This is a genomic window from Streptococcus sp. SN3, from assembly GCF_030439905.1.
The window spans coordinates 43,983-64,568 of the sequence record NZ_JAQFJF010000005.1 but is presented as its reverse complement, the minus strand read 5'-3'; the positions used below and the strand labels follow the sequence as shown (position 1 = coordinate 64,568).

The following is a 20,586-nucleotide window of genomic DNA, read 5'->3' as shown; positions in this document are numbered from 1 at the left end:
TGCTTACGTTATAATAAATAAAACTGAAAACTCTTTTAAGCAGGAGGCTTATTGTGAAAAAACGACCAATTTATTTATATGTATTGCTGACGGTATCAGCCATTTTATCATCGTTTACATTCATAGGAACTTTTTTTGGCAGTGAAAAAATAACGAATACAAGTTCCTACAAAGGTTTATCTGAAACAGTTGTAAAACAAATAGTGAAAGTGACTGAAAAGAGTCTTGTCTTTCTTCATAATGGTCCCCATAAATTATTAACTATCCTTTCTATTCTGTTGTTGATAGCTGCTGTTGTTTTCATTGTTAAGAAAAACATTTTATACGCTAATTTTGCCTATATTGCCTATGTATTATTAGGAATTATTGGAACAATTTACAATTACGTAGGTGGGATGCCGCTAAACTATCTTTATCAAGATCAAACGATGCGTGCTACAGCAATTTCATCGACAAGAATTCTGACTATTATCTATTTTGCTTTTAATATTCTTTTCCTTGTTATTGTCTTTTTCAAGATGAAACGGCAGCAACAAGACTTAGCAAAAAAAGAATTGCAATAGTTGACAAAACATATCTATCAGCTTAAAATTTTAAGAGAATGATAGATATGTTTTAATTTTAGAAAGAGAGAAACTATGAAAATTTCCTTAGTTTATATTAGTTTGAGTGGAAATACAGCGAGTTTTATCAAACGCTTATCTGCATTTTTGCAAGAGAGACATGAAAGCGTTGAGATTGAGCAAGTGGATATAAAAGATATGGTGAAAGCAGGACGACCATTTTACGCCATGTCTCAGCCTTTTATAGCTTTTTTGCCAACTTACTTAGAAGGTGGAAATGGTCTGGACAATGGCGATGTCGAAATTCTTACCAATGATTTAGGTGATTTTATTGCTTTTGAAGAAAATTATAAGCGTTGTTTTGGCATTGTTGGCAGTGGTAATCGTAATTTTAACCACCAATATTGTTTAACAGCTAAACAATATTCAGAACGATTTGGCTTTCCAGTCTTAGATACATTTGAGCTTCGCGGCTTGAATGAAGATATTAAACGAATTGGTCTAAAAATCGAAGAATTATACGGGCTATAAGACAAAAACCTATCGATATATCGATAGGTTTTTATGATACCATTAAAATAATTACATTTTTTCTGGAGCGTCAACACCGAGAAGACGAAGAGCTTCTTTTAGAACAACAGCTGTTGCATAGCTGAGAGCTAAGCGGCTGTCACGTTCAGGACTTTCGTCCAAAATACGCGTATGAGCGTAGAACTTGTTGAATGCTTGTGCAAGGCTGATAGCATATTTTGCAATGAGTGATGGATCATAATTGTCAGCTGCACGTTTAACAACACGGGCGAAATCTTGCAGCAGTTTAATGATTTCCCAGCTTTCAGCATCTTTAAGGCTATATGTTGCTTCAACACTTGGCTTAAAATCAGCTTTGCGAAGGATGGATTGGATACGCGCATAAGCGTATTGGATATATGGACCTGTTTCTCCTTCAAAGGACACCATTGCTTCCAAATCAAAGTCGTAACCGTTGCGGCGGTCTGTTTTTAAATCGTAGAATTTGACAGCTCCCACACCGACAGCACGAGCAACAGTATCTTTGTTTTCAAGATCAGGATTTTTAGCTTCAATTTGGTTCTTCGCACGACTGATAGCTTCTTGAAGGGTTGGTTCAAGCAGAATGATATTACCTTTACGTGTAGACAATTTTTGACGGTTCTTTGTCACCAAACCAAAGTCTACATGAATCATATCGTCGCTCCAGCCGAATCCCATTTTCTTTAAAACAGCTTTCAATTGTCTAAAGTGGTTAGCTTGTTCTTGACCCACAGCATAAACATTTTTGACGAAGTTATAAGTACGGGCGCGGTACATAGCTGTAGCAATATCACGGGTAATGTAGAGAGTAGCACCATCAGATTTTTTAATCATAGCTGGCGGAAGGTTGACATCATCAAGATTGACGATGCTTGCTCCTTTAGATTCTTCTAGCAATCCTTTTTCTTCAAGGAGCTTAATTCCTTCGTCCATCTTGTCATTATAGAAGGCTTCACCGGCTAGGCTGTCAAATTCAACACCAAGCAATTTATAGATGCGGTTAAATTCTTTCAGACTTTCATCACGGAACCATTGCCATAATTCCGTAGCTTCAGGGTCACCGTCTTCTAATTTTTTGAACCAAAGACGTCCTTCGTCATCAAGTTCAGGATCGGTTTCAATTTCCGCATTGATTCGGACATAGAGTTTTAATAACTCGTCAATTGGACTGGCTTCAACAGCTTCTTTGCTGCCCCATTTTTTATAAGCAACCATCAGAAGCCCAAATTGTTTACCCCAGTCACCCAAGTGGTTGATTTTAATGGTGTTGTAGCCTAGTTTACGGAAAATATTAGAGAGAGCATCTCCGATAACGGTGGAGCGCAAATGACCAACTGAAAAGGGTTTTGCAATGTTAGGACTGGAGAGGTCAATTGTGATGTTTTCCCCATGCCCCTCATCTTGTTGCCCGTAGTTATTTCCTTCTTTTACAATTTCTTTAATAACTTGAGCTGAAATTCTTGATTTATCAAGAAAGAAGTTTACATAAGGACCTGTTGCTACCACTTTTTCAAAGTTTGTCGTATCAATCTTTTCTGCAATATCTGTAGCAATGATTTGAGGAGCTTTACGTTCTACTTTTGCTAAAGAGAAGGCAGGAAAGGCAATATCGCCTAACTCTGAGCTTTTTGGTTGTTCTAGTAAATTAAAAATAGCATCTTGGTCTAAGCTGTCAATGACCTTAGCCAATTCGCTTGCAATCAATTGTTTATTATTCATGGTTTCTCCTTTGGTCTTTTACTAGTATTTTAACATATTTTTTGACGAATCTTCAATTTTTTTGATATAATTTAGAGTATAAATATACATTGTTGAGGATAAAATGAAAAAAACTGAGCGTCATAAACTGATCAAGAAAATAATTAAGGAAGAGAAACTAAGTACACAGAAAGATATTCAGGATCGTTTGAAAGTACAAGGAGTTATTGTCACACAAACAACCCTCTCTCGAGATTTACGAGAAATTGGCTTGACGAAAGCCAAGAAAAACCATGAAGTTTATTATGTTTTAGCGGATGAAACAAACAAGATTGATCTGGTTGAATTCTTATCTTATCATTTGCAGGGAGTTTCTCGGGCTGAATTTTCCTTGGTTCTTCATACACGCTTAGGAGACGCTTCTATTTTAGCTAACTTCGTGGATGCTAATAAAGGAGAGTTGATTTTAGGAACGGTAGCAGGAGCCAACACGCTCTTAGTGATCTGTCGTGATACAGCAGCTGCGAAACAAATGGAAGAGCAGCTCCTTGAGAAAATGGATTAAGAGGAGAAGATGATGAAGCTGAGATAGAAGCGCTCAGCTTCCTTTATTTATATAGTTCTAATGACAAGATGTAGTGTGAGTGGGATGACGAAATTGAGTGTCTCCGAAATATTTAATTTCTGTCCGACTCTCATTGCTATTTAATAAACGGAAAGGCTGAGAATGACAAAAGAAAAACTATCTCCGGGAATGCAACAGTATTTAGATATAAAAAAAGATTATCCGGATGCTTTTTTGCTATTTCGCATGGGAGATTTTTATGAATTATTCTATGAAGATGCGATCAATGCAGCACAGATTTTAGAAATTGCTCTGACTAGCCGTAATAAAAATTCGGAAAATCCAATCCCGATGGCAGGAGTTCCCTACCATTCGGTGCAACAGTATATTGATGTTTTAATTGAATCGGGCTATAAAGTAGCGATTGCAGAGCAGGTGGAAGATCCTAAAAAAGCAGTTGGTGTAGTCAAACGTGAGGTGGTACAAGTCATCACACCGGGGACAGTCGTTGATTCTTCAAAACCAGATAGTCAAAATAATTTCTTGGTAGCTTTAGATAAACTAGAAAATTTATATGGGCTGGCTTACATGGACTTGGTTACAGGTGAATTTCAGGTCACAAGTCTTAGTGAATTTAACATGGTCTGTGGAGAAATTCGGAACCTGCGAGCGCGTGAAGTGGTCTTAGGATATGAATTACCTGAATCAGAGCACCAAGTGTTGGCAAATCAAATGAATTTGTTATTATCACAGGTGGGAACTGCTTTTGAAGATGTTCAGCTATTAGGGGATGAATTGCCTCGCTTAGAACATCAAGTAGCTGGGAAACTGTTAGAATATGTTCATCAGACGCAGCTGCGGGAGCTTAGTCACTTAAAGCGAGTTCATCATTATGAAATCAAGGATTTCTTACAGATGGATTATGCAACTATGACAAGTCTGGATTTAACAGAGAATGCACGTACAGGAAAGAAGCACGGTAGTCTGTATTGGCTGATGGATGAGACCAAGACAGCTATGGGAACGCGACTTTTAAGAAGATGGATTCAGCAGCCCTTGATTGACAAAGAGCGAATCCTTAAGCGGCAGGATGTCGTGCAGGTATTTCTAGATTATTTTTTTGAGCGCAGTGATTTAGCAGATAGTCTCAAAGGTGTGTATGACATTGAGCGTTTAGCTAGTCGTGTTTCGTTTGGAAAGACCAATCCGAAAGATTTATTGCAGTTGGCGGCAACATTGAGCAATGTCCCTCAGATTAAGGGAATTTTACAAGGAATTGATCATCCTGTTTTGGGACAGTTGATTGAAAACTTGGATGACATTCCAGAATTGGCAAACTTGATTCAGTCGGCAATTTCTCCCGATGCTCCAAATGTTATTACTGAAGGGAATATCATTCAAACTGGTTTTGATGAAACCTTAGATAAGTATCGAGTGGTTCTGCGAGATGGTACGAGCTGGATTGCTGATATCGAAGCGAAAGAAAGGGCGGCTAGTGGGATTAATAATCTAAAAATTGATTACAATAAAAAAGATGGTTATTATTTCCATGTCACTAATTCACAGTTGGAGCACGTACCTAGCCACTTTTTCCGAAAAGCAACGTTGAAAAATTCAGAACGATTTGGTACAGAGGAATTGGCTCGTATTGAAGGCGAAATGTTGGAAGCGCGTGAAAAATCTGCTAATTTAGAATATGAGATTTTTATGCGTATTCGTGAAGAAGCTGGCAAATATATCAAGCGTCTGCAATCCTTGGCACAAACTCTGGCAACGATTGATGTATTACAAAGTTTTGCAGCAGTTGCTGAAAAGCAACGCTTTGTACGCCCAGAATTTATTGAACGTCCTTCCATTGAAATTGATAAGGGACGGCATGCGGTTGTAGAAAAGGTCATGGGTGCACAAACCTATATTCCTAACAGCATTTCAATGGATGAAAATGTCAACGTTCAGCTAATTACAGGTCCAAATATGAGTGGGAAGTCAACCTATATGCGTCAATTAGCGATTATTGTTATTATGGCTCAAATGGGTTCCTATGTTTCAGCTGAGAGTGCTCAATTACCAATTTTTGATGCCATCTTCACTCGAATTGGTGCGGCAGATGACTTGGTATCTGGACAATCAACCTTTATGGTAGAAATGATGGAAGCAAATCATGCTATTTCTCAAGCAACAGAGCACTCTCTTATTCTTTTTGATGAGTTGGGAAGAGGGACAGCGACATATGATGGGATGGCTCTTGCTCAGGCGATTATTGAATATATCCACAATCGAACAGGGGCAAAGACCCTTTTTGCCACACACTATCATGAGTTGACAGACTTGTCAACTAGCTTGACACAGTTAGAAAATGTTCATGTAGCAACTTTAGAAAAAGATGGGCAAGTGACCTTCCTTCATAAGATTGAAGCTGGTCCTGCGGATAAATCTTATGGGATTCATGTGGCAAAAATTGCAGGTTTACCGAATGATTTGCTGATGAGAGCAGACCAGATCTTAACACGATTAGAAGAACAAGCAAATGAGAAACCGTCTCTCAATCCTTCTAATAAAGGAGCTAATGATAGTAAGGAAAATCAAGTATCTGAGCAGATATCTTTATTCACAGAAACAACTGAATCCCCTATTTTAGAAAAATTACGTCAGTTGGACATCTATAACATGACTCCAATGGAAGTGATGCTGGCTGTATCAGATATGAAAAAACATCTCTGATAGATACAACTATGAAAATGCCTAAAATAAATTCCTGTTTTTCTGTTCAGTTACTATTAAAGTAGGTAGGGTTTTGTATTGATATATAGCAGAATAAGCTAAAATAACCACCAAGAATTCACTTGGTGGTTATTTCTTTACTATTGATTCTGTTTCTTCAATCCATTGTTGATTTGTTCAATTTTCTTTTTGGTTAGATAAAACAAGATTGCCCACAGGATGAGATAAACAATAGTAAATTCCAAAATCAACTGTAAGATAAAAATGGGTTTGCTTGGAAACCAGCCGGCTAGAAGAGCTAGAGGAATAAATCCTAAAATCATAAGTCCATAATGGCAGATAGTTGCTTTGAGGATGCTCCAATCTTTTTTGAAAAGCTCTTTTCCTAGGCTAAAGAGCAAGCCAATAAAGCTCCAGATCACTGCGCAATAGAGCACAACTAAAGCTTCATGAATATGGTGCTGTTCCATCCAAAGACCAACTGCTGAATAAGGATTAAGTGGATGATAGACAGGAGCAAAAAAGTAAGAATAGATGGTGGATAGGAGTAGCCCGATTACAGTGCCTCCTAGAGCATCTCTGAATAATGTTTTTTTCATAGCTGTAATTTCTCCTTTATGACTTTGAGATAACGGCGAGATGAATAAGTTATCTGACCGTTTTTCATTGCAATCTGAATCAGACCACTACCAGTCAATTTCAGATGATCGATATGTTCGATGTTAATGATTTCAGATTGGGAAATCTGTAGAAAATCAGTGGGAAGCAATTCCAAAACTTGATAAAGTGGAAGCCCTAAGAGATAAGTGTCTGTCGCTGTTTCAACCCAAACTTGGCGGTTTTCAGTGTAAATTCTCTGAATTTCAGCAGTATCTAATAGGTAAATCTCCTCCTCTTTTTTGGCTCGAATGGTTTTATTTTTACCGATATGTTGAGCAAATGTCAGTAGTTGTTGAACGGAATCCGACAAAGCAGGCGCTTCAATAATGATCTTTTCTTCTGAAAATTTTTCATCAATATGCAATTGAACTTTCATAAACATCCCTTCTTTCTAGATTGTATCTTGCCTGCTGCTGACTTTCGTTGCAAGGAGGATTCGTTTTTCCTAAGTCTATTAAACATTATTTTAGCTAGGAAAACAAGAGCTTTTGCCTAAGTGGTTGCTTTGCCTGTCTATTTGGTTGTTTTGCGAAGGAGTAATTACAATTCTTTTCGTACTAGAGTTCTGATTGAAAAACGGCTTTATGTTATAATAGTAGCTAGAATAATTACGGAGAAAACTATGTCAAAAATTATAGTATTAAGTTTATGATTATTTTATAGTGTCTTTATAGTCTAAATCCCTTGCTATTACTGATTTTTTATAAATTCATATAGTATTAGAAAGGGCTGGATAATCTTAAAAAGTCCACAGAAAGGTGAACAAAAAAGACCTAAAAAATAGGTCAAAATTCAATGAGTTCAGCAGGCAAGAACTAGCGTAGCAAATAGCTATGCTTTTTTAATTACTTGTAGGTCTTGCTGATAAGATTATTATATCACGTTATTCCGCGTAATTCTGAAATTTTCTAGTTTGCTGCGCGTGCTGATGCATCTAGGCTTGTAACTTTGTTTCTAGGGCTTGGGTTAACACTTCAGAATAATTTATTTTTCCACGGTCTGCTAATCTTATTAATCATTCAGGGACAGTCACATTTTTTCTAACAGCTTTATTGTTGCGGATAAAAGGAGTGGGGTCTGCTTGTATCATACTCACAAAACCGTCTTTAACGGATAAAGTCGTGATGTCGCTAGGTTTTGGCATATTTAACTCTTCGTCTATGTAAGTAGCTAAAACACTTTCAAGCATTTCACGAGCATTTTTTAAGGTCTCTTCAACGTTTGTCCCTTGTGTTCCTCCTCCAAACTCTGGAAACTCTATCCAAAAAGAACCGTCTTTCTCTTTATGAAAAATTGCTGGATATGATTTTAACATAGTTTATTACCTCCAAACGGTAAAAGATAAGGGAGACTATTTCAACCCCAAATCTTTCAAGATTTTGTTTTTCTAGCCTTCTTAAATCTTTGTTTCCGTGAATTGGGATAGTCACTATATAATTAAAATCTTTATGTCTGAAATGGTGATGGCTACCGTTCTGTCGGATTTCCATCCAATCGTTTTTCTCGGCTAACTTTGCCATTTCTTTTTCTGTAAGTGGCATGGTGCACACTACCTCCTTACACTATACATTATACAGGTTATGCGTATGAAAGGTAAGTGAAAAATAGAGTTCTAAAAACGGAACGATTTTGCGCCAAACCTCGCTAGCTACCTTTCCCAAGTAGTTCGGCGGGTCGCTGGGTAAACGCCCTTTGTTCTGCCGATAATAAGGATTTTTAACCAAGCGAACTCACCTCCTAACTCTGGCTCCATGACACCCCTTAAAAATCTGAAAAATTGGCGCGCGACGTAAGAAGACACCTTACCGCGGCTCTCCTTGCACAAAAGGTGGGGCGGGGGGTGTTTAAGCTTTAAAACTTCAAAAAGGGAATTTTTTGCACAGAAAAGGGCAGCGTCCTTTAATCACGAACAACCCCTACCCCGTTCAAAATTTGGCGGGGTATTTTCCGAACGTAAAAACTTTGTATGATATTCTAGGTGCCAATAGCTAATTGGTCAATCAGTAGTTAAGTATTCTTTATCTTCACAAATTTTCTTCACTCATAATTTTAGCGATACTTTCAATTCCTTTTTTCCTTATTCTGTATAGTGTGGTTTTTGTTTTTCCTACCTTATCCTCTATATCCCATATATCTAAGCGATTAACATAGAACATTCTTAATACGGATCGTTCAAGCGGATCACTTAGCTTATCAATTATCCTACAGGTTTCTAAATGTTCCTCGATAAGACTAGCAAGTCGTTTTTGTATATCTTCTTTCAACTTCAAAACATAGACGAGTTCATTCTCTGTATTGTTTGTTCTGCTAGTCTGGACTTTGGTTTGTGTCAGAGTTGATTTTTTGAATAAACCTTGATCCAGATACTGCAGTTCTAACTGTAAACTCTCCATCTCTGTATTCAGCCACTTAATACTTTCTAGCTTTACTTTTACTTGCTCTGGTGTCATGTTGTTGCCTCTTACTCTCTTTTATGTTATAATAGTGTTGTGTAATTTATAACTAAGGGTCGGGCGTGTGCTCGGCTTTTTTGCTCTTTCATGATACTACAATAAAGCGTTAAATCCAAATGCTGATAATCAACCATAGAAGCAGTAATAGTTCAAAGCTCTGTAGCTGATTGCGTGATTTCTCTTTGTTTAATCACGCGCTTATATTCACACCTTTAGAACCATAAAGTCAAAACTAAAAGAGGCGTTAGCCTCTTTGTTGTATTATTCATTGAGTAAACCACTTACTACCACATCATGGATAAACTGTTTTTGTTTTTCCTTTGGCAGCTGCAAGGCTTCAAGTAAAGACTCTAAAGTTTGCTTGTCTGTACCTGCAATTAATTTCTTGTTGATGTTTAAAAATTTCCTTTCTAGGTACTCGCAAAAATGAATCCGCTACGCTTGGGTATCGGCGCACTATCGGCAATCAGCAAGAAGTAGGCTTCTGCGATTTAGGCGAATAATTTTACACGCGCTTCAGGATGTTTGTATAACTCATAGGCGTTTATGCTGGTGTCTTCTGTCCAGAGCTTCTAGCCTAGTTCAATCAGTTTAGGCATATCTACAGGTTCTATCGGTGTTGTATCGGTCATGAAGTCACTATGTTTACGATTGAGTTCTTCCAGTACGTGATCTGCCTGTTCAAAGTATACTTGGCTCTGTCATAGCTTCCTCACTTTCTCTGGTTAAAAATTCCGCTTCATTCGTTTATCTGTGATGTCTGTCATAGCGAACACATTCCCCTCTGACTGCTTCCCAATTCGACTGATTAGCTTGTCATTATAGATTCTAGCCAACTCTTTTCCGTTGTGATTAGTGTTAATGATAGTTGTTTCCCGCTTGTCAAAAACCTTAAAAAGAAAAGTCTGTATCCAGTTGTTCGCTTCATCTTTTCGGCTGTTCATAATGCTTTCTGTGCCCAGATCATCAATAAAGAGATAATCAACCTCAGTCAGCAATTTCAGGGCGTCATACTCTGTAAAATCACTTTGTTTATATTGCCAACCTGACTGAATGCGCGTGATAATTTCAGCAATACTGACAAAGAGGATGCTCTTAGGTTCATTTTTAGCCTTGTAGCCCTCGTTGATGGTTTTAGCCATAGAGTAGCACAAATGACTTTTTCCAGTGCCTGGTTTGCCCATAATTAGCGTGTTTCCCGTCATACCGTTTAGATATTGGTTAGCTTGCTTGATAGCAAATTCTTTGGCCTCGTGTTCCTCTTTGGTGGTTGTTTTGAACGTGCTAAAAGTGGCTTTTTTCAGCTCATTTGAGACTGTACTTTCACGCGCTAGCACATCATAGGTTGAAGAGTCCAGATCATGCCCTAGGGCTTTTTCTATGCCGTCTAGTTCATCTTGTTTAATCTTTTCTCGCATACATTCCTGACAATAAGGAGCAAGATAAGTCCCGTCAGGTTTTTCGAACTGTACCAGATTAATCTGATGGGTCGGACAAAGCTCATCAATTACCTTAGTCTTTTTGTTTAGCTGTTCTGTACTTAATAATTCCATCTTTTAGCCTTTCTATTAGGAGTAGATGAACGGGTCTTGAATATCGTCATCAGACCTACCCTGTTTCTTTTGCTGAAACTGTTTCTGTTCATCTTCGACTTGTACCATTGTCTTAATACCGTTTTGTCTCCAGTTCTTGAGTATTGAATTGATATAGCTAAAAGATCGCTTGCTGTTATCTGCAGCCTTGTCTATGGCAGTCTTGATAACTTCTAGCTCCATACCGTCAAGAGCGAGATATTCGGTTAAGATTTGATACTGTTGTCCGTCCATAACTCCTATACGTGATTGGTAGTAGTTAGAGATTTCAGCAGTAGGAGAAGCAGGAGCAGAAGAATCTTTTTTCTCTATCTCTGCTTCTTCTTCTAACTCTATCTCTATCTCTTTCTCTATCTCTATCTCTGTCTTACACTTTTCAACGTTGTTAGGTTTATTTCTTACGTTGTAAGATTTGCCTATTTTTAAACGTTTATTTTTGCGATATTCTCGCATGTAAGCAGCTTGATCAGTTTCTTGCTGTATCATAGCTTTAGCTTGAAGTAATTCAGCATTTTTATCCCCGTCTATTTGGATTAGACCGCATTTTGTAAAATAGGCCATAGTCATTTGTATATCGTCTTCGGAAACATCTAACTTTAAGGCTAGTTCTTCGGTTAACTCGTTAAAGTATCCCTCGTAGTACAATATACAATCACTTTCCAAACTTTCCAGCATTAAACGGATATAAATAACCGTCATAGTATAGCCACCAGGCATGTTTTTAAGCCGTTTTATAAAAATATTATCAAAAAACTTTTTATCAACTTTCAGCCAAAAATAGATTTTAGTTTTTGCCATTCTATCAATTCCTTTCTGTCTTTCTTCTCTATCATGAAATCCTAACGGCCTTAATCATGATGATTTCTTTACTGGCATAATCAATTTCTATTTCTACAATGCGATATTCAAATCCATTAAATTCAAGGTACATAGAGTTATCAAATGGAACATTAGGAAGATAACGGATAAGGAATACTTTTATATCCTGAACTGATTCCAAGGAATTTTGACTGTCCGTAGATGTTCTGCTGCCTGCTTTAAAGTCCTTTACAGAAGTTCGTTGCACTTCTGCCCAGCAGCTATAAACATCTTTACGGATGCCATCAATGACTTCTCCGTCTTCGTTTTGCCCTCCGATTTTCTCAAAGATTATAATGCGTGTGTTCATTTTTCTAGTATTCATTTTTACCACCTTTCATTGATTTACTCCTAAAAATAGCAATATATCGCTCACCCTGTAAAACACTTTTCGGGTGTCCTCTAGTGGTGGCTGATATCGTCTTAGCCCTGCCTTTTCCCAGCGCTGCAGGGTCTTATATTTTATGTCTAACTCAGTCATAACCTGCTGGGCTGTCATAAGTCCTGTGATATGAGGTAGCGCCTTATCCCGTGTCTTAAGGTATTTGTCGACTGTTTCCAGCAGTTCCATTTTTAGGCTTGTTTCTGTTTCATTGCTTAGTAACGCCATAATCTAACAACTCCTTATAACTTACAAGGTCGGCATTTAACAGTACACTTAGACGCTTTTGTTCTTTCTGTACTTGGTTGTAAAAAGCCTTTGCACCGTCTAGCAGTTCTGACTTATTCGCAGGTATAAAGTAACCTCGATTAAAGCCGTGTCTGATACCGATAATAGGAATGCCGTAGCTCGTGATTAAGCGACTGATAATACTTTGTACCGTTCGTTCATCTAGCTTCAAAATAAGTCCTATCTCCGATCCTGTAGTTGGGTTTTCAGCGCCTACTTTGATAAGTTTCAGCACACGCTTATAGTTTTCTGGTAATGTAGTTTGTGTCATTTGCTCATCTCTCTTTCTTCGCTGACTAGGATAATTTGGCCTTTCTCCCACATATCACAAAAATCCATCAAAGTCTCTAAAACTTGTTCTAATTGCTTTTGCTCCTCGGCATTGTAGCAATCAAATTTATTTTCTAGGGAGAAATCTAGCATAGTTTGGTAAGCTTCTTCAAGCCAAACACCAAAGTTCTTTGCTCTTTCATTTGCAAGGTCAAAGCTGTTATTTTTGTTTGTCATACCCTAGTCTCCATAACTTCAAGCCATTTTTCAATCTTTCTTAGCTGCCGTTTAGTAACATATCCCCGGCGTTTGTAAGCAATAGCCCAGATTTTAAACAGCTCTGCACATATGCCAGCTAGAAAGAAGAGTAGCAGGGTTAGGAGTGCACCTAGTAGCTCGCTCATTTATCCAGTCCCTCCAATTCTTCAGCGTTATCACTGTTTAGTAGCCGAAAGGCAATTTTATCCAGCTTATTTATTATCTTTTCATTTTGGGTGTATGCCACTTCGTTATATTTTTTAGCCTGCCATAGGGCAACTGCTGTATCTTTATCTTGTGCAAATTCAAGCCCCTCTAGAGCTAGATTGTTCATTGATAAAATGTTCATAATGCCAGTTAGCTCACTGCCTAACTCTTTCAGATTGCTAGCAGATAATAAAACCGGTTGTGCTTGTGTTTTCTTTGTTGATGTCATAATAGTTACCTCGTTTGTTTGTAATTATGTTTCTGTGTCCATAACCTACATCATTATTAGTTGATATGCTGTAGGTTTTTTAATTCTTCAGGGTTGTCACATTCTAGTAGATGATAAGCTACACTATCTAGCTCTTTATACATTACTTCCATCTGCTCATATACTTGACCTAGATAATCGTTTAAGTAGCTCAATAGAATAACCTGATCCGGTTTGCTGTGCATAGCCAACATAAAGGTTTTGGTATATCCTTTTATCGTGTCTATGCCAGTCATAACATTAGTAATGTGTTCACCTTGCTCTTTAAATTGGTCTGCTGTTAGCGCTGTAGAAATTTGTTCTTGTTTTTTCATGATGTTTTACCTCGTGTAATTTTAAATAATTCACTAGTTTTAAGGGGTAGCGCCCTCCGTATGGTCAAAATGTCTTAGATATGCTATAATCTAGTTATAAATCTTTACTAAAACCCTTTTAATAACAGCTTGCCTGCTTGTTTATTTATTGTGTTTTAGTCAGTGGTTGAAAGGCTTGATAGTTTGGTCGCTCTCAAAGCCTTTTTTGTTTTTCTTCTGTATGCTCCTTTCTACAGCGTTTTTTGAGACTTGTTTTTGTCGGGGGTATAATTATACCCGGAATGTGTTTCAGGTTGATTTTCGCCCTGTGGACGTTTCGTTATCAACCTTAAAAGCGATTTTAGAGACTATTGCTTTCTCATTCTTTCGGAAATAGCTTGTTTTTGTTCTTCCGACATTTTTCGTTTATGCTTAACAAACGGATTAACTGAAAAATCTTCCAAGTTAGACAGCTTGGCTCTAACATAGACACAGAAATTATTTTCTAACTCTTTCTCTACGCTATCAAAGGCTGCCTCTGTCTTTAGAATCTTAGTAACATGTCTTCGCACATTACTTTCAAAGTACCAGCATTTCTCCAATTCATCATAACGGATAACCGTTTCTCGGTCTTCTGGTAAATATGCCATATCGGTTTTTCTCCTTTTTCTACGGTTGTCATATTGTTTTTTGGCAACTGAAACGTCTAGCCTTATAATTTATCAAGAAAATATTTCCAGTTGTCAGAACCCCGGTATTCTTCGGAGCTACAGACCTTAAAATTGATTCTAGAATGATTCTTTTCATCACGCGCCTTGTTGGTGCGCTTTTTAAATAACCAAATCAGCAAACTGCTTGACACGTTCAAGACCTTTTACAATATCTGCTAGATTATCCATAGCTTGCAGCTTGCTGAGTTCTGCCTTAATTGTTCTCAAGTCTTCTTGCTCGTCAATTTCAATCATCAGCATTATAGGTCAACTCCTTTCTTTTGGTCTGAATACCATGGCTCTGATATCCTGATAGCTCATGCCTAGGTTAATCATAGCGATAACCATATCTTCTAATGCTTGGTATTTAACCAGTTCCTCACTGGTTAGACTGTCAATGCCAGTAGCACCACCACGCGCTGCCACCAGTTGTTTTTTATTCATGCCGCTAGTGCCTTTTAGCAAAAGATTTGTGATGGTGCTATGCGGATGCTTCGGAGCTTCTCTCCAGCTTTCTATGCTGTCGTGCAAAGTCTTGCGCTTTGGCTTTTCTAGAGCACGCTGCAGCTTAAACTGAGTTAGCTCGTCCCGCATTTCAAAGAATGCTTTGACTAGGTTTTCTTTGAAGTTAGCCACTTGCTCGGTATTCTTTAAGAACGTAATCAGCAAGGTTGCCTGTTGCTCGTTCAGAATATAATCTTTAGCTTGTTGTCCACTTGGTAAAGGTCGCATTTGAAATGAGACCTTTCCAAAACGTTCCAAGCGTTCAACGTTCTTTCTGATATGTTCCTGTATTGCGTGGTGCTTCACTCCAGAACATTCAGCGATAATCTCGCTTGTTGTGTACGGCTCTTTCTTACCGTCCATGTAGACTAGGTTCATTGGGTGATCCTTTCTAGTAATCTTTTGCTAGCCATTGCATGGCTTTTTTATAAATAATATTTCTCACTTCTCCGCCAGTAGTTAATTTTTTATAAGTAATCGGATTTATTCCAATTTCTTGGCTCGCCTGTTGAGAAGTTAGTTGCCTATCTGCCTGCTTTCTTCGGAATGCTCGTGCTTCTTCTTTAGAAATCTGCATTTACTATCTCCTTTCGTTTTGTATAGTTTTTCTTTACAAGTATCATTTTATAAAGAATTACTTTATTTGTCAAGCGAAAATATAAAAAAACTTTACAACTATATTTCTAATGTGCTATACTTTCGTTGAGGTGGCAGAAATATGAGTAGATTAAAGGAACTTCGAATAAAAAGAGAATTAACCCAACAGCAATTAGTAGATGAATTAAACGAAACGTTTCCCCATAATGAAAAACCATTTTCAAAAATGAATATTTCTAACTGGGAAAACGGTAAGCATAATATCAAACCAGAAAAGGCTCAGCAACTAGCTGACTACTTTGGGGTATCTGTTGGGTATCTGTTGGGCTATGATACAGTCGGAGGCATTTTAGAACTTTCAGCGCTCGTGCAAAGCGGAAAGTTATCCATTGATGAAATAGAGGATAAAGAGATTCAGGAATCTATTCGTAAGCATATAGCTACAATTCAAAAAACTGTAGATGAAGAAGCGCAAGACAGGAGTGAAGAAACATATCTACGCTTCATCACTGATTTAGAAAAACTTAAAACTTTAAAATCTGATATGTTGGTTGCTATTCGTTTTATAGAGAATATCCAAAATAATTTGCGTCATGATATAGTTAAACCATATTCTTATGCTCAGGAGATGGATAAAATTATTTTTCAATTACTTGATTTGTTAGATAGAATTGAACAACGAGAAAATGAATTGAGGGATTAATCCACGCGCCACGGTGAAAAACGATAGGCTAGGGATGAAATATTTATTAACCTCTAGGCGCGTGATTTCCCTTTGTTCGTTCTCTGTTCAGCAAGTCCGCTGACTTTTGTAAAACCAAAGACAAACCACAAAAAATAGAATTAGAATTAAGCAGGCGCATGATTGCTTTTTGGAAAAATAAACAAACAAAATTTTATGACTTCTGGACAAGGTTAAAAAATAAACTGTTGTATGTTGTACGCCTGTTTGGTTGTGATTTCGCTATTTTCGTATTAACTTTAACTGTAAAAAATAGAAAGTGTGAAAATATGGATGAACTAATGCAACAAATGGCTGATAAGTTCGGGGATATGGTTCAGGCTGTTATTATCGAAAAAACCAAAGTTATTGATATTGATCAAACATTGCCGCTAGAACTTAACCAAAAGCAATTAGCCACTTTGCTAGGTTGTTCTACAAGTCGTTTGTATGAATTTATTTACCGAAAAGACTTTCCTAAAATTGATAGAGGTCCAGGAAGAAGACTAGCCTTTCCAAGAGATGCCGTGCGTGAATGGTATAACAATAACTGGCACAAGTTATAATCAAAATGTGAAACAAATCAACACAAAAAGTTTTAAAATTTGCTGCGCGTGATTTCTCGGCGTTCAGAAAGCCACCAACGACTACTAAATTTCCCAACGTTGGGAAATTCAAAAAGCGACGATGTTGTCGCATATCAAAAACCATTTGTTAAATATTGCAACGTTGCAATATTTGGCAATTCTCTTTTTTAAAAACGTTCAACGTTGAACATTTTAGAAGAGCGGCTATAAGGTGTAAGGCAGTAGTTCCTAAATGTCGTAACGTTTCGACATTTGGACCATTATAGCTTATCCAACTGTTGGACAAGTCTATTTATTTTAATTCTTGCAGATTTTGCACAAACTTGATAATACAGAAAGGAAACCGCATGACCTATAAACAAGACTATCTGGATGATATTCTAGTCCGTATGGCTTATCACTCTAGCGGGATTGAGGGAAATACTATATCTCTTCCTGAAACAGTCGGTATCATCTTAGAAAGCACCTTACCCGGTAAGCATAAGAGCATTCGGGAGTTCTACGAGATAGAGAACCACAAGCAGGCCTTTTCTTTGTTATTAGATAGCTTAGCTAATAATGCCCCTTTAACTCTGGAGCTAGTGCAAGATTTCCACGCGCTTTTGACAGACCGCCTGCAGCATGATAGAGGGCAATTCAAAACTGTTCAAAACGCCATCATAGGGGCTGAGTTTAATACGGCTTCACCAGAAGAAACGCCTTTTTTGATGACCCAATGGGTAGATAACACTGTTTACAGGTTGGATATGGCAAAGAGCGAGCGCGAGATAATAGAAATACTAGCTGATACTCATATTCAGTTTGAACGTATTCACCCCTTTAGTGATGGTAACGGACGAACCGGTCGCCTCATCCTGATGTACTTAGCTATGAAGTATCTAAGTGCTCCGGTTATTATCAGCAAGGACGATAGAGCCCAATACATGGAGTTTTTAGCTGCTCAAAACATCCAAAGTTTGGCTGATTTATTGCAGCAGTCACTATACGATGAAAAAGAGAGAATGAAGCAATTTTAGCACTGACGAACTTAGTCTCAAACGCTAACACCTCGTTTTTACTCCATAGAGCTGGCTCTAGCTTTGTTCTGTCAGTTTGAAATATGTTCTAGGTATAATTGTACCCCTGAACGAACCACGCGCCCAGAACAGCTCTCTTGACTGTCTCACGGTGTAAAATATACTTTAAGAAGTCCGCTGACCTTGCCTAAACCTTGTCACTTTTAGAGGAGTAATACTCATGGATATTTTTAGTGAAGAATTTAAAAATGAACTTCGATTCATTGTGAAAGATACCGTTTCTGATATAGTCACAAAAGCCATAAAAAATGGATCTTTTAATTCTACCTTTATGATTGACGTTGCAAATGACGCTTTTTTATCTCAAAAGTTTTGCATGACAAAAAGTTCTGTTGGAGCTATTAGAAGAGAGATGAGAGATTTCCCTAGCTATGCTAAGTTTCTTAGAAATGGCGGATCTCTTGTAACTGTCAAAGGTTTTGATGAATATCTGCAATATCGCGGTAGCCGGGAATGGAAGAAAGAAAAAGCTAAATTAAGAACGAAAAAAAAGACTCGTTAAGGTCCTAAAAATTGTAAAGGAAAAAATATGAACGATTTACAACATTATGATGAATTAACTTTTGAAAATATCAAACGCATAGATGAAAACGGTGTAGAGTTTTGGTATGCTCGTGAACTACAAACCGTTTTAGAATACACTGAATGGCGTAACTTTAACCAAGTTATTGACAAAGCTAAAATAGCTTGTGAAAACTCTGGAAAGCGCGTGGTTGCCAATTTTGTTGACGTCAACAAAACTGTACAGCTTAATTTTGGAGCGCGTGAAATAGCAGATATAAAACTCTCTCGTTATGCCTGCTATTTGATTGTCCAAAATGGTGATCCTAGAAAAGAAGTCATTGCACTGGGTCAATCTTATTTTGCAATTAAAACCCGCCAACAAGAATTACAAGATGACTTTAATCGACTAACTGAAGATCAAAAACGTATAGCTATTCGTGATGAAATTAAGCGCCATAACAAATCACTTTCTCAAGCTGCTGGAAATGCTGGAGTTACAAACTTCGGTGAATTTCATAATGCTGGTTACATGGGACTTTATGGCGGTATGACAATGCAAGATATACACGATAAAAAAGAACTTGCAGACAAGGAGCATATTCTCGACTATATGGGTAGCATTGAGTTAGCAGCAAACCTATTCCGTGCCACACAAACAGACGAAAAACTACGCCGTGAAAATATCCAAGGAGCTGAAAATGCTAATAAAACGCATTTTGCTGTTGGCCGTACTGTTAGGCAGACAATGAGAGAGTTAGGCAATACCATGCCTGAAAACCTCCCTACTCCTCATGAAAGCATTCAAGACTTGAAAAAGAAGCAGAAAGAACTTGAAAAACAGCCTGATAATAACCAACTTTCGCTATTTGATGATATGTAAAACCAAGCCCATATAAGCCCCGTATTCGCATTTTAGACCTTAATCATATAAATAGACTACTTTCCCAAAATAAAGGCCTTCTCGTAAGCCTCAGCATGATATAAACCTAAAACATTATAAAACCCTTTTAATAACAGCTTGCCTGCTGATGGAGAGGTTTATCATCATGAAAATAACAGAAATCAAAAAGAAAAACGGTGAGACTGTGTACCGTGCTAGTGTTTACCTAGGTATTGACCAGGTAACGGGTAAGAAGGTCAAGACTAGTGTAACCGGACGAACAAAAAAAGAGGTTAAGAGTAAAGCAAAGCATGCACAGCTTGACTTTAAAGCCAACGGATCAACGGTTAAGAAAGTAGCTGAAATAAAAATGTTTCGCGATATAGCTAATTTATGGCTAGAAAGTTATAGGCTGACTGTCAAGCCTCAAACTTATAGTGGCACCGTTTCAAGGCTCAATTGTCACATTCTCCCTATTTTGGGAGATATGAAATTATCTAAAATATCAGTCAGTGACATTCAAGTTTTAATCAATGACTTATCACTTCACTACATGAATTATAAAGCTGTCCGATCGATTATTCAAAAAATATTCCAATATGGAATATTGTTAGGAGTGACAAATAGCAACCCTGCTAGGGAGATTATATTGCCACGTCAAAGGCCGAAAGAAAACGCTAAGGTTAAGTTTATAGAACCAGAAGACCTAAAGGTCTTTCTTGATAACATAGAAAAACGGCAGCATAGGCGTTATGGTTTGTATTTTGAGTATGTCCTGTATCATGTTCTGTTATCCACGGGAATCAGGATAGGAGAAGCCTGCGCTTTGGAATGGGCAGATGTAGACCTAAAAAATGGTACAATAACCATCAACAAGACTTTTAACAAGGGCCTGAAGCTAATTAGCACTACAAAAACAAAATCAGGAAATAGAACAATAAGCATTGACCGAAAAACAATAAACTTATTACGGCTTTATCAAGTCAGGCAAAGGCAGCTATTTCTGGAAGCGGGCGCGCGTGTTCCGTCTGTTGTATTTGCTACCCCTACAAGAGAATATTTTGATTTAGCAATTAGGCAAAATGCTTTAAATACTCGGTGCAAAGAAGCTGGAATACCACGGTTTACGTTCCATGCTTTCCGCCATACTCACGCTAGTTTATTGCTTAACGCTGGTATCAGCTATAAAGAATTACAATATAGGTTAGGACATTCTAATATTGCTATAACTCTGGATGTATATAGCCATTTGTCCAAGGACAAAGAAAAAGAGGCTGTTTCATATTACGAAAAAGCCATAAACAGCCTATAGGTCCACAAAAAGGTGAACAAATTTGAATTTTATTAAGTACGAACTTAACCAAAAGCCCGTTATATCA

27 protein-coding genes and 3 pseudogenes are annotated in these 20,586 nt (G+C 37.6%); 10 read left to right on the top strand and 20 right to left on the bottom strand.

Features of this window, described 5'->3' with window-relative positions; genetic code table 11:
- Window positions 1–53 precede the first annotated feature (53 nt).
- Together PCY71_RS10440 and nrdI are read left to right on the top strand one after the other, a co-directional pair.
- Window positions 54–563 (top strand): hypothetical protein, encoded by a 510-nt coding sequence (locus tag PCY71_RS10440; protein WP_037598377.1) that lies wholly within the window; start codon window positions 54–56, stop codon window positions 561–563.
- A 75-nt stretch (window positions 564–638) separates the two neighbouring features.
- Window positions 639–1,094 carry a class Ib ribonucleoside-diphosphate reductase assembly flavoprotein NrdI gene (nrdI, locus tag PCY71_RS10435; RefSeq protein ID WP_003071516.1) on the top strand — a complete coding sequence of 152 codons (456 nt, stop codon included), beginning with the start codon at window positions 639–641 and terminating at the stop codon, window positions 1,092–1,094.
- 51 nt (window positions 1,095–1,145) lie between these two features.
- Here nrdI and argS read toward each other — a convergent pair whose 3' ends face one another.
- Window positions 1,146–2,834 (bottom strand): arginine--tRNA ligase, encoded by a 1,689-nt coding sequence (gene argS / locus PCY71_RS10430; protein ID WP_003071514.1) that lies wholly within the window; start codon window positions 2,832–2,834, stop codon window positions 1,146–1,148.
- 103 nt (window positions 2,835–2,937) lie between these two features.
- Here argS and argR point away from each other — a divergent pair, with 103 nt between their 5' ends.
- On the top strand, window positions 2,938–3,378 hold the full coding sequence (gene argR / locus PCY71_RS10425) for an arginine repressor (RefSeq protein WP_003071513.1): 441 nt from the start codon (window positions 2,938–2,940) through the stop codon (window positions 3,376–3,378).
- A gap of 162 nt (window positions 3,379–3,540) precedes the next feature.
- Window positions 3,541–6,099: a DNA mismatch repair protein MutS gene (gene mutS, locus PCY71_RS10420; RefSeq protein WP_301412576.1), complete on the top strand. Its 2,559-nt coding sequence runs from the start codon at window positions 3,541–3,543 to the stop codon at window positions 6,097–6,099.
- Between the two features lie 140 nt (window positions 6,100–6,239).
- Here the strand turns inward: mutS and PCY71_RS10415 are convergent, their stop codons facing one another.
- The 19 genes and pseudogenes from PCY71_RS10415 to PCY71_RS10325 all read right to left on the bottom strand — a co-directional run bounded on the left by PCY71_RS10415 (window position 6,240) and on the right by PCY71_RS10325 (window position 15,419).
- Complete coding sequence (locus PCY71_RS10415) at window positions 6,240–6,698, bottom strand: DUF3021 domain-containing protein (protein ID WP_003071509.1); 459 nt, start codon at window positions 6,696–6,698, stop codon at window positions 6,240–6,242.
- Complete coding sequence (locus PCY71_RS10410) at window positions 6,695–7,135, bottom strand: LytTR family DNA-binding domain-containing protein (RefSeq protein ID WP_049492344.1); 441 nt, start codon at window positions 7,133–7,135, stop codon at window positions 6,695–6,697. The genes PCY71_RS10415 and PCY71_RS10410 overlap by 4 nt, the downstream gene beginning before the upstream one ends.
- 558 nt (window positions 7,136–7,693) lie before the next feature.
- A pseudogene (locus tag PCY71_RS10405) lies at window positions 7,694–8,074 on the bottom strand (type II toxin-antitoxin system HicB family antitoxin).
- A gap of 58 nt (window positions 8,075–8,132) precedes the next feature.
- Window positions 8,133–8,300 (bottom strand): annotated as a pseudogene (locus tag PCY71_RS10400) (type II toxin-antitoxin system HicA family toxin); the annotation flags it as partial.
- A gap of 69 nt (window positions 8,301–8,369) precedes the next feature.
- Window positions 8,370–8,483 (bottom strand): annotated as a pseudogene (locus PCY71_RS10395) (phage terminase small subunit P27 family); the annotation flags it as partial.
- A 300-nt stretch (window positions 8,484–8,783) separates the two neighbouring features.
- Window positions 8,784–9,209, bottom strand: a complete 426-nt coding sequence (locus PCY71_RS10390; RefSeq protein WP_003077305.1) for a DUF1492 domain-containing protein — start codon at window positions 9,207–9,209, stop codon at window positions 8,784–8,786.
- A 728-nt stretch (window positions 9,210–9,937) separates the two neighbouring features.
- Complete coding sequence (locus tag PCY71_RS10385; protein WP_301412574.1) at window positions 9,938–10,765, bottom strand: ATP-binding protein; 828 nt, start codon at window positions 10,763–10,765, stop codon at window positions 9,938–9,940.
- 15 nt (window positions 10,766–10,780) lie between these two features.
- Window positions 10,781–11,602, bottom strand: a complete 822-nt coding sequence (locus tag PCY71_RS10380; protein WP_301412573.1) for a DnaD domain protein — start codon at window positions 11,600–11,602, stop codon at window positions 10,781–10,783.
- Between the two features lie 31 nt (window positions 11,603–11,633).
- Complete coding sequence (locus tag PCY71_RS10375; RefSeq protein WP_301412572.1) at window positions 11,634–11,987, bottom strand: head-tail adaptor protein; 354 nt, start codon at window positions 11,985–11,987, stop codon at window positions 11,634–11,636.
- 12 nt (window positions 11,988–11,999) lie between these two features.
- Window positions 12,000–12,272, bottom strand: coding sequence for an XRE family transcriptional regulator (locus PCY71_RS10370; protein WP_301412571.1), 273 nt, complete (start codon window positions 12,270–12,272; stop codon window positions 12,000–12,002).
- Complete coding sequence (locus PCY71_RS10365; protein ID WP_049508844.1) at window positions 12,253–12,603, bottom strand: hypothetical protein; 351 nt, start codon at window positions 12,601–12,603, stop codon at window positions 12,253–12,255. Before PCY71_RS10365 ends, PCY71_RS10370 begins: the two co-directional genes overlap by 20 nt.
- Complete coding sequence (locus PCY71_RS10360; protein WP_003077256.1) at window positions 12,600–12,839, bottom strand: hypothetical protein; 240 nt, start codon at window positions 12,837–12,839, stop codon at window positions 12,600–12,602. Before PCY71_RS10360 ends, PCY71_RS10365 begins: the two co-directional genes overlap by 4 nt.
- Window positions 12,836–13,006, bottom strand: coding sequence for a hypothetical protein (locus tag PCY71_RS10355; RefSeq protein WP_016670426.1), 171 nt, complete (start codon window positions 13,004–13,006; stop codon window positions 12,836–12,838). The genes PCY71_RS10360 and PCY71_RS10355 overlap by 4 nt, the downstream gene beginning before the upstream one ends.
- Entirely contained in the window at window positions 13,003–13,296 is a 294-nt protein-coding gene (locus PCY71_RS10350; protein ID WP_301412570.1) for a hypothetical protein, read from the bottom strand. Before PCY71_RS10350 ends, PCY71_RS10355 begins: the two co-directional genes overlap by 4 nt.
- Before the next feature lie 56 nt (window positions 13,297–13,352).
- Window positions 13,353–13,649, bottom strand: coding sequence for a hypothetical protein (locus tag PCY71_RS10345; RefSeq protein WP_301412569.1), 297 nt, complete (start codon window positions 13,647–13,649; stop codon window positions 13,353–13,355).
- A gap of 347 nt (window positions 13,650–13,996) precedes the next feature.
- Window positions 13,997–14,278 carry a hypothetical protein gene (locus PCY71_RS10340; RefSeq protein WP_301412568.1) on the bottom strand — a complete coding sequence of 94 codons (282 nt, stop codon included), beginning with the start codon at window positions 14,276–14,278 and terminating at the stop codon, window positions 13,997–13,999.
- Between the two features lie 180 nt (window positions 14,279–14,458).
- Entirely contained in the window at window positions 14,459–14,599 is a 141-nt protein-coding gene (locus tag PCY71_RS10335; RefSeq protein WP_301412567.1) for a hypothetical protein, read from the bottom strand.
- 6 nt (window positions 14,600–14,605) lie between these two features.
- A complete protein-coding gene (locus tag PCY71_RS10330; RefSeq protein WP_301412566.1) occupies window positions 14,606–15,220 on the bottom strand; it encodes a Rha family transcriptional regulator in 615 nt (204 codons plus the stop codon).
- A 13-nt stretch (window positions 15,221–15,233) separates the two neighbouring features.
- On the bottom strand, window positions 15,234–15,419 hold the full coding sequence (locus PCY71_RS10325; protein ID WP_301412565.1) for a hypothetical protein: 186 nt from the start codon (window positions 15,417–15,419) through the stop codon (window positions 15,234–15,236).
- A gap of 141 nt (window positions 15,420–15,560) precedes the next feature.
- Here PCY71_RS10325 and PCY71_RS10320 point away from each other — a divergent pair, with 141 nt between their 5' ends.
- The 6 genes from PCY71_RS10320 to PCY71_RS10295 all read left to right on the top strand — a co-directional run bounded on the left by PCY71_RS10320 (window position 15,561) and on the right by PCY71_RS10295 (window position 20,519).
- A complete protein-coding gene (locus tag PCY71_RS10320) occupies window positions 15,561–16,142 on the top strand; it encodes a helix-turn-helix domain-containing protein (protein WP_301412564.1) in 582 nt (193 codons plus the stop codon).
- A gap of 158 nt (window positions 16,143–16,300) precedes the next feature.
- Window positions 16,301–16,726, top strand: coding sequence for a helix-turn-helix domain-containing protein (locus PCY71_RS10315; protein ID WP_301412563.1), 426 nt, complete (start codon window positions 16,301–16,303; stop codon window positions 16,724–16,726).
- 368 nt (window positions 16,727–17,094) lie between these two features.
- On the top strand, window positions 17,095–17,763 hold the full coding sequence (locus tag PCY71_RS10310; RefSeq protein ID WP_301412562.1) for a Fic family protein: 669 nt from the start codon (window positions 17,095–17,097) through the stop codon (window positions 17,761–17,763).
- A gap of 220 nt (window positions 17,764–17,983) precedes the next feature.
- On the top strand, window positions 17,984–18,325 hold the full coding sequence (locus PCY71_RS10305; RefSeq protein ID WP_301412561.1) for a hypothetical protein: 342 nt from the start codon (window positions 17,984–17,986) through the stop codon (window positions 18,323–18,325).
- A 27-nt stretch (window positions 18,326–18,352) separates the two neighbouring features.
- The gene (gene dinD, locus PCY71_RS10300) at window positions 18,353–19,207 is read left to right on the top strand and encodes a DNA damage-inducible protein D (protein WP_301412560.1); all 855 of its coding nucleotides are present in this window, start codon (window positions 18,353–18,355) and stop codon (window positions 19,205–19,207) included.
- Between the two features lie 166 nt (window positions 19,208–19,373).
- Window positions 19,374–20,519 carry a site-specific integrase gene (locus PCY71_RS10295; RefSeq protein ID WP_301412559.1) on the top strand — a complete coding sequence of 382 codons (1,146 nt, stop codon included), beginning with the start codon at window positions 19,374–19,376 and terminating at the stop codon, window positions 20,517–20,519.
- Window positions 20,520–20,586: the final 67 nt, after the last annotated feature.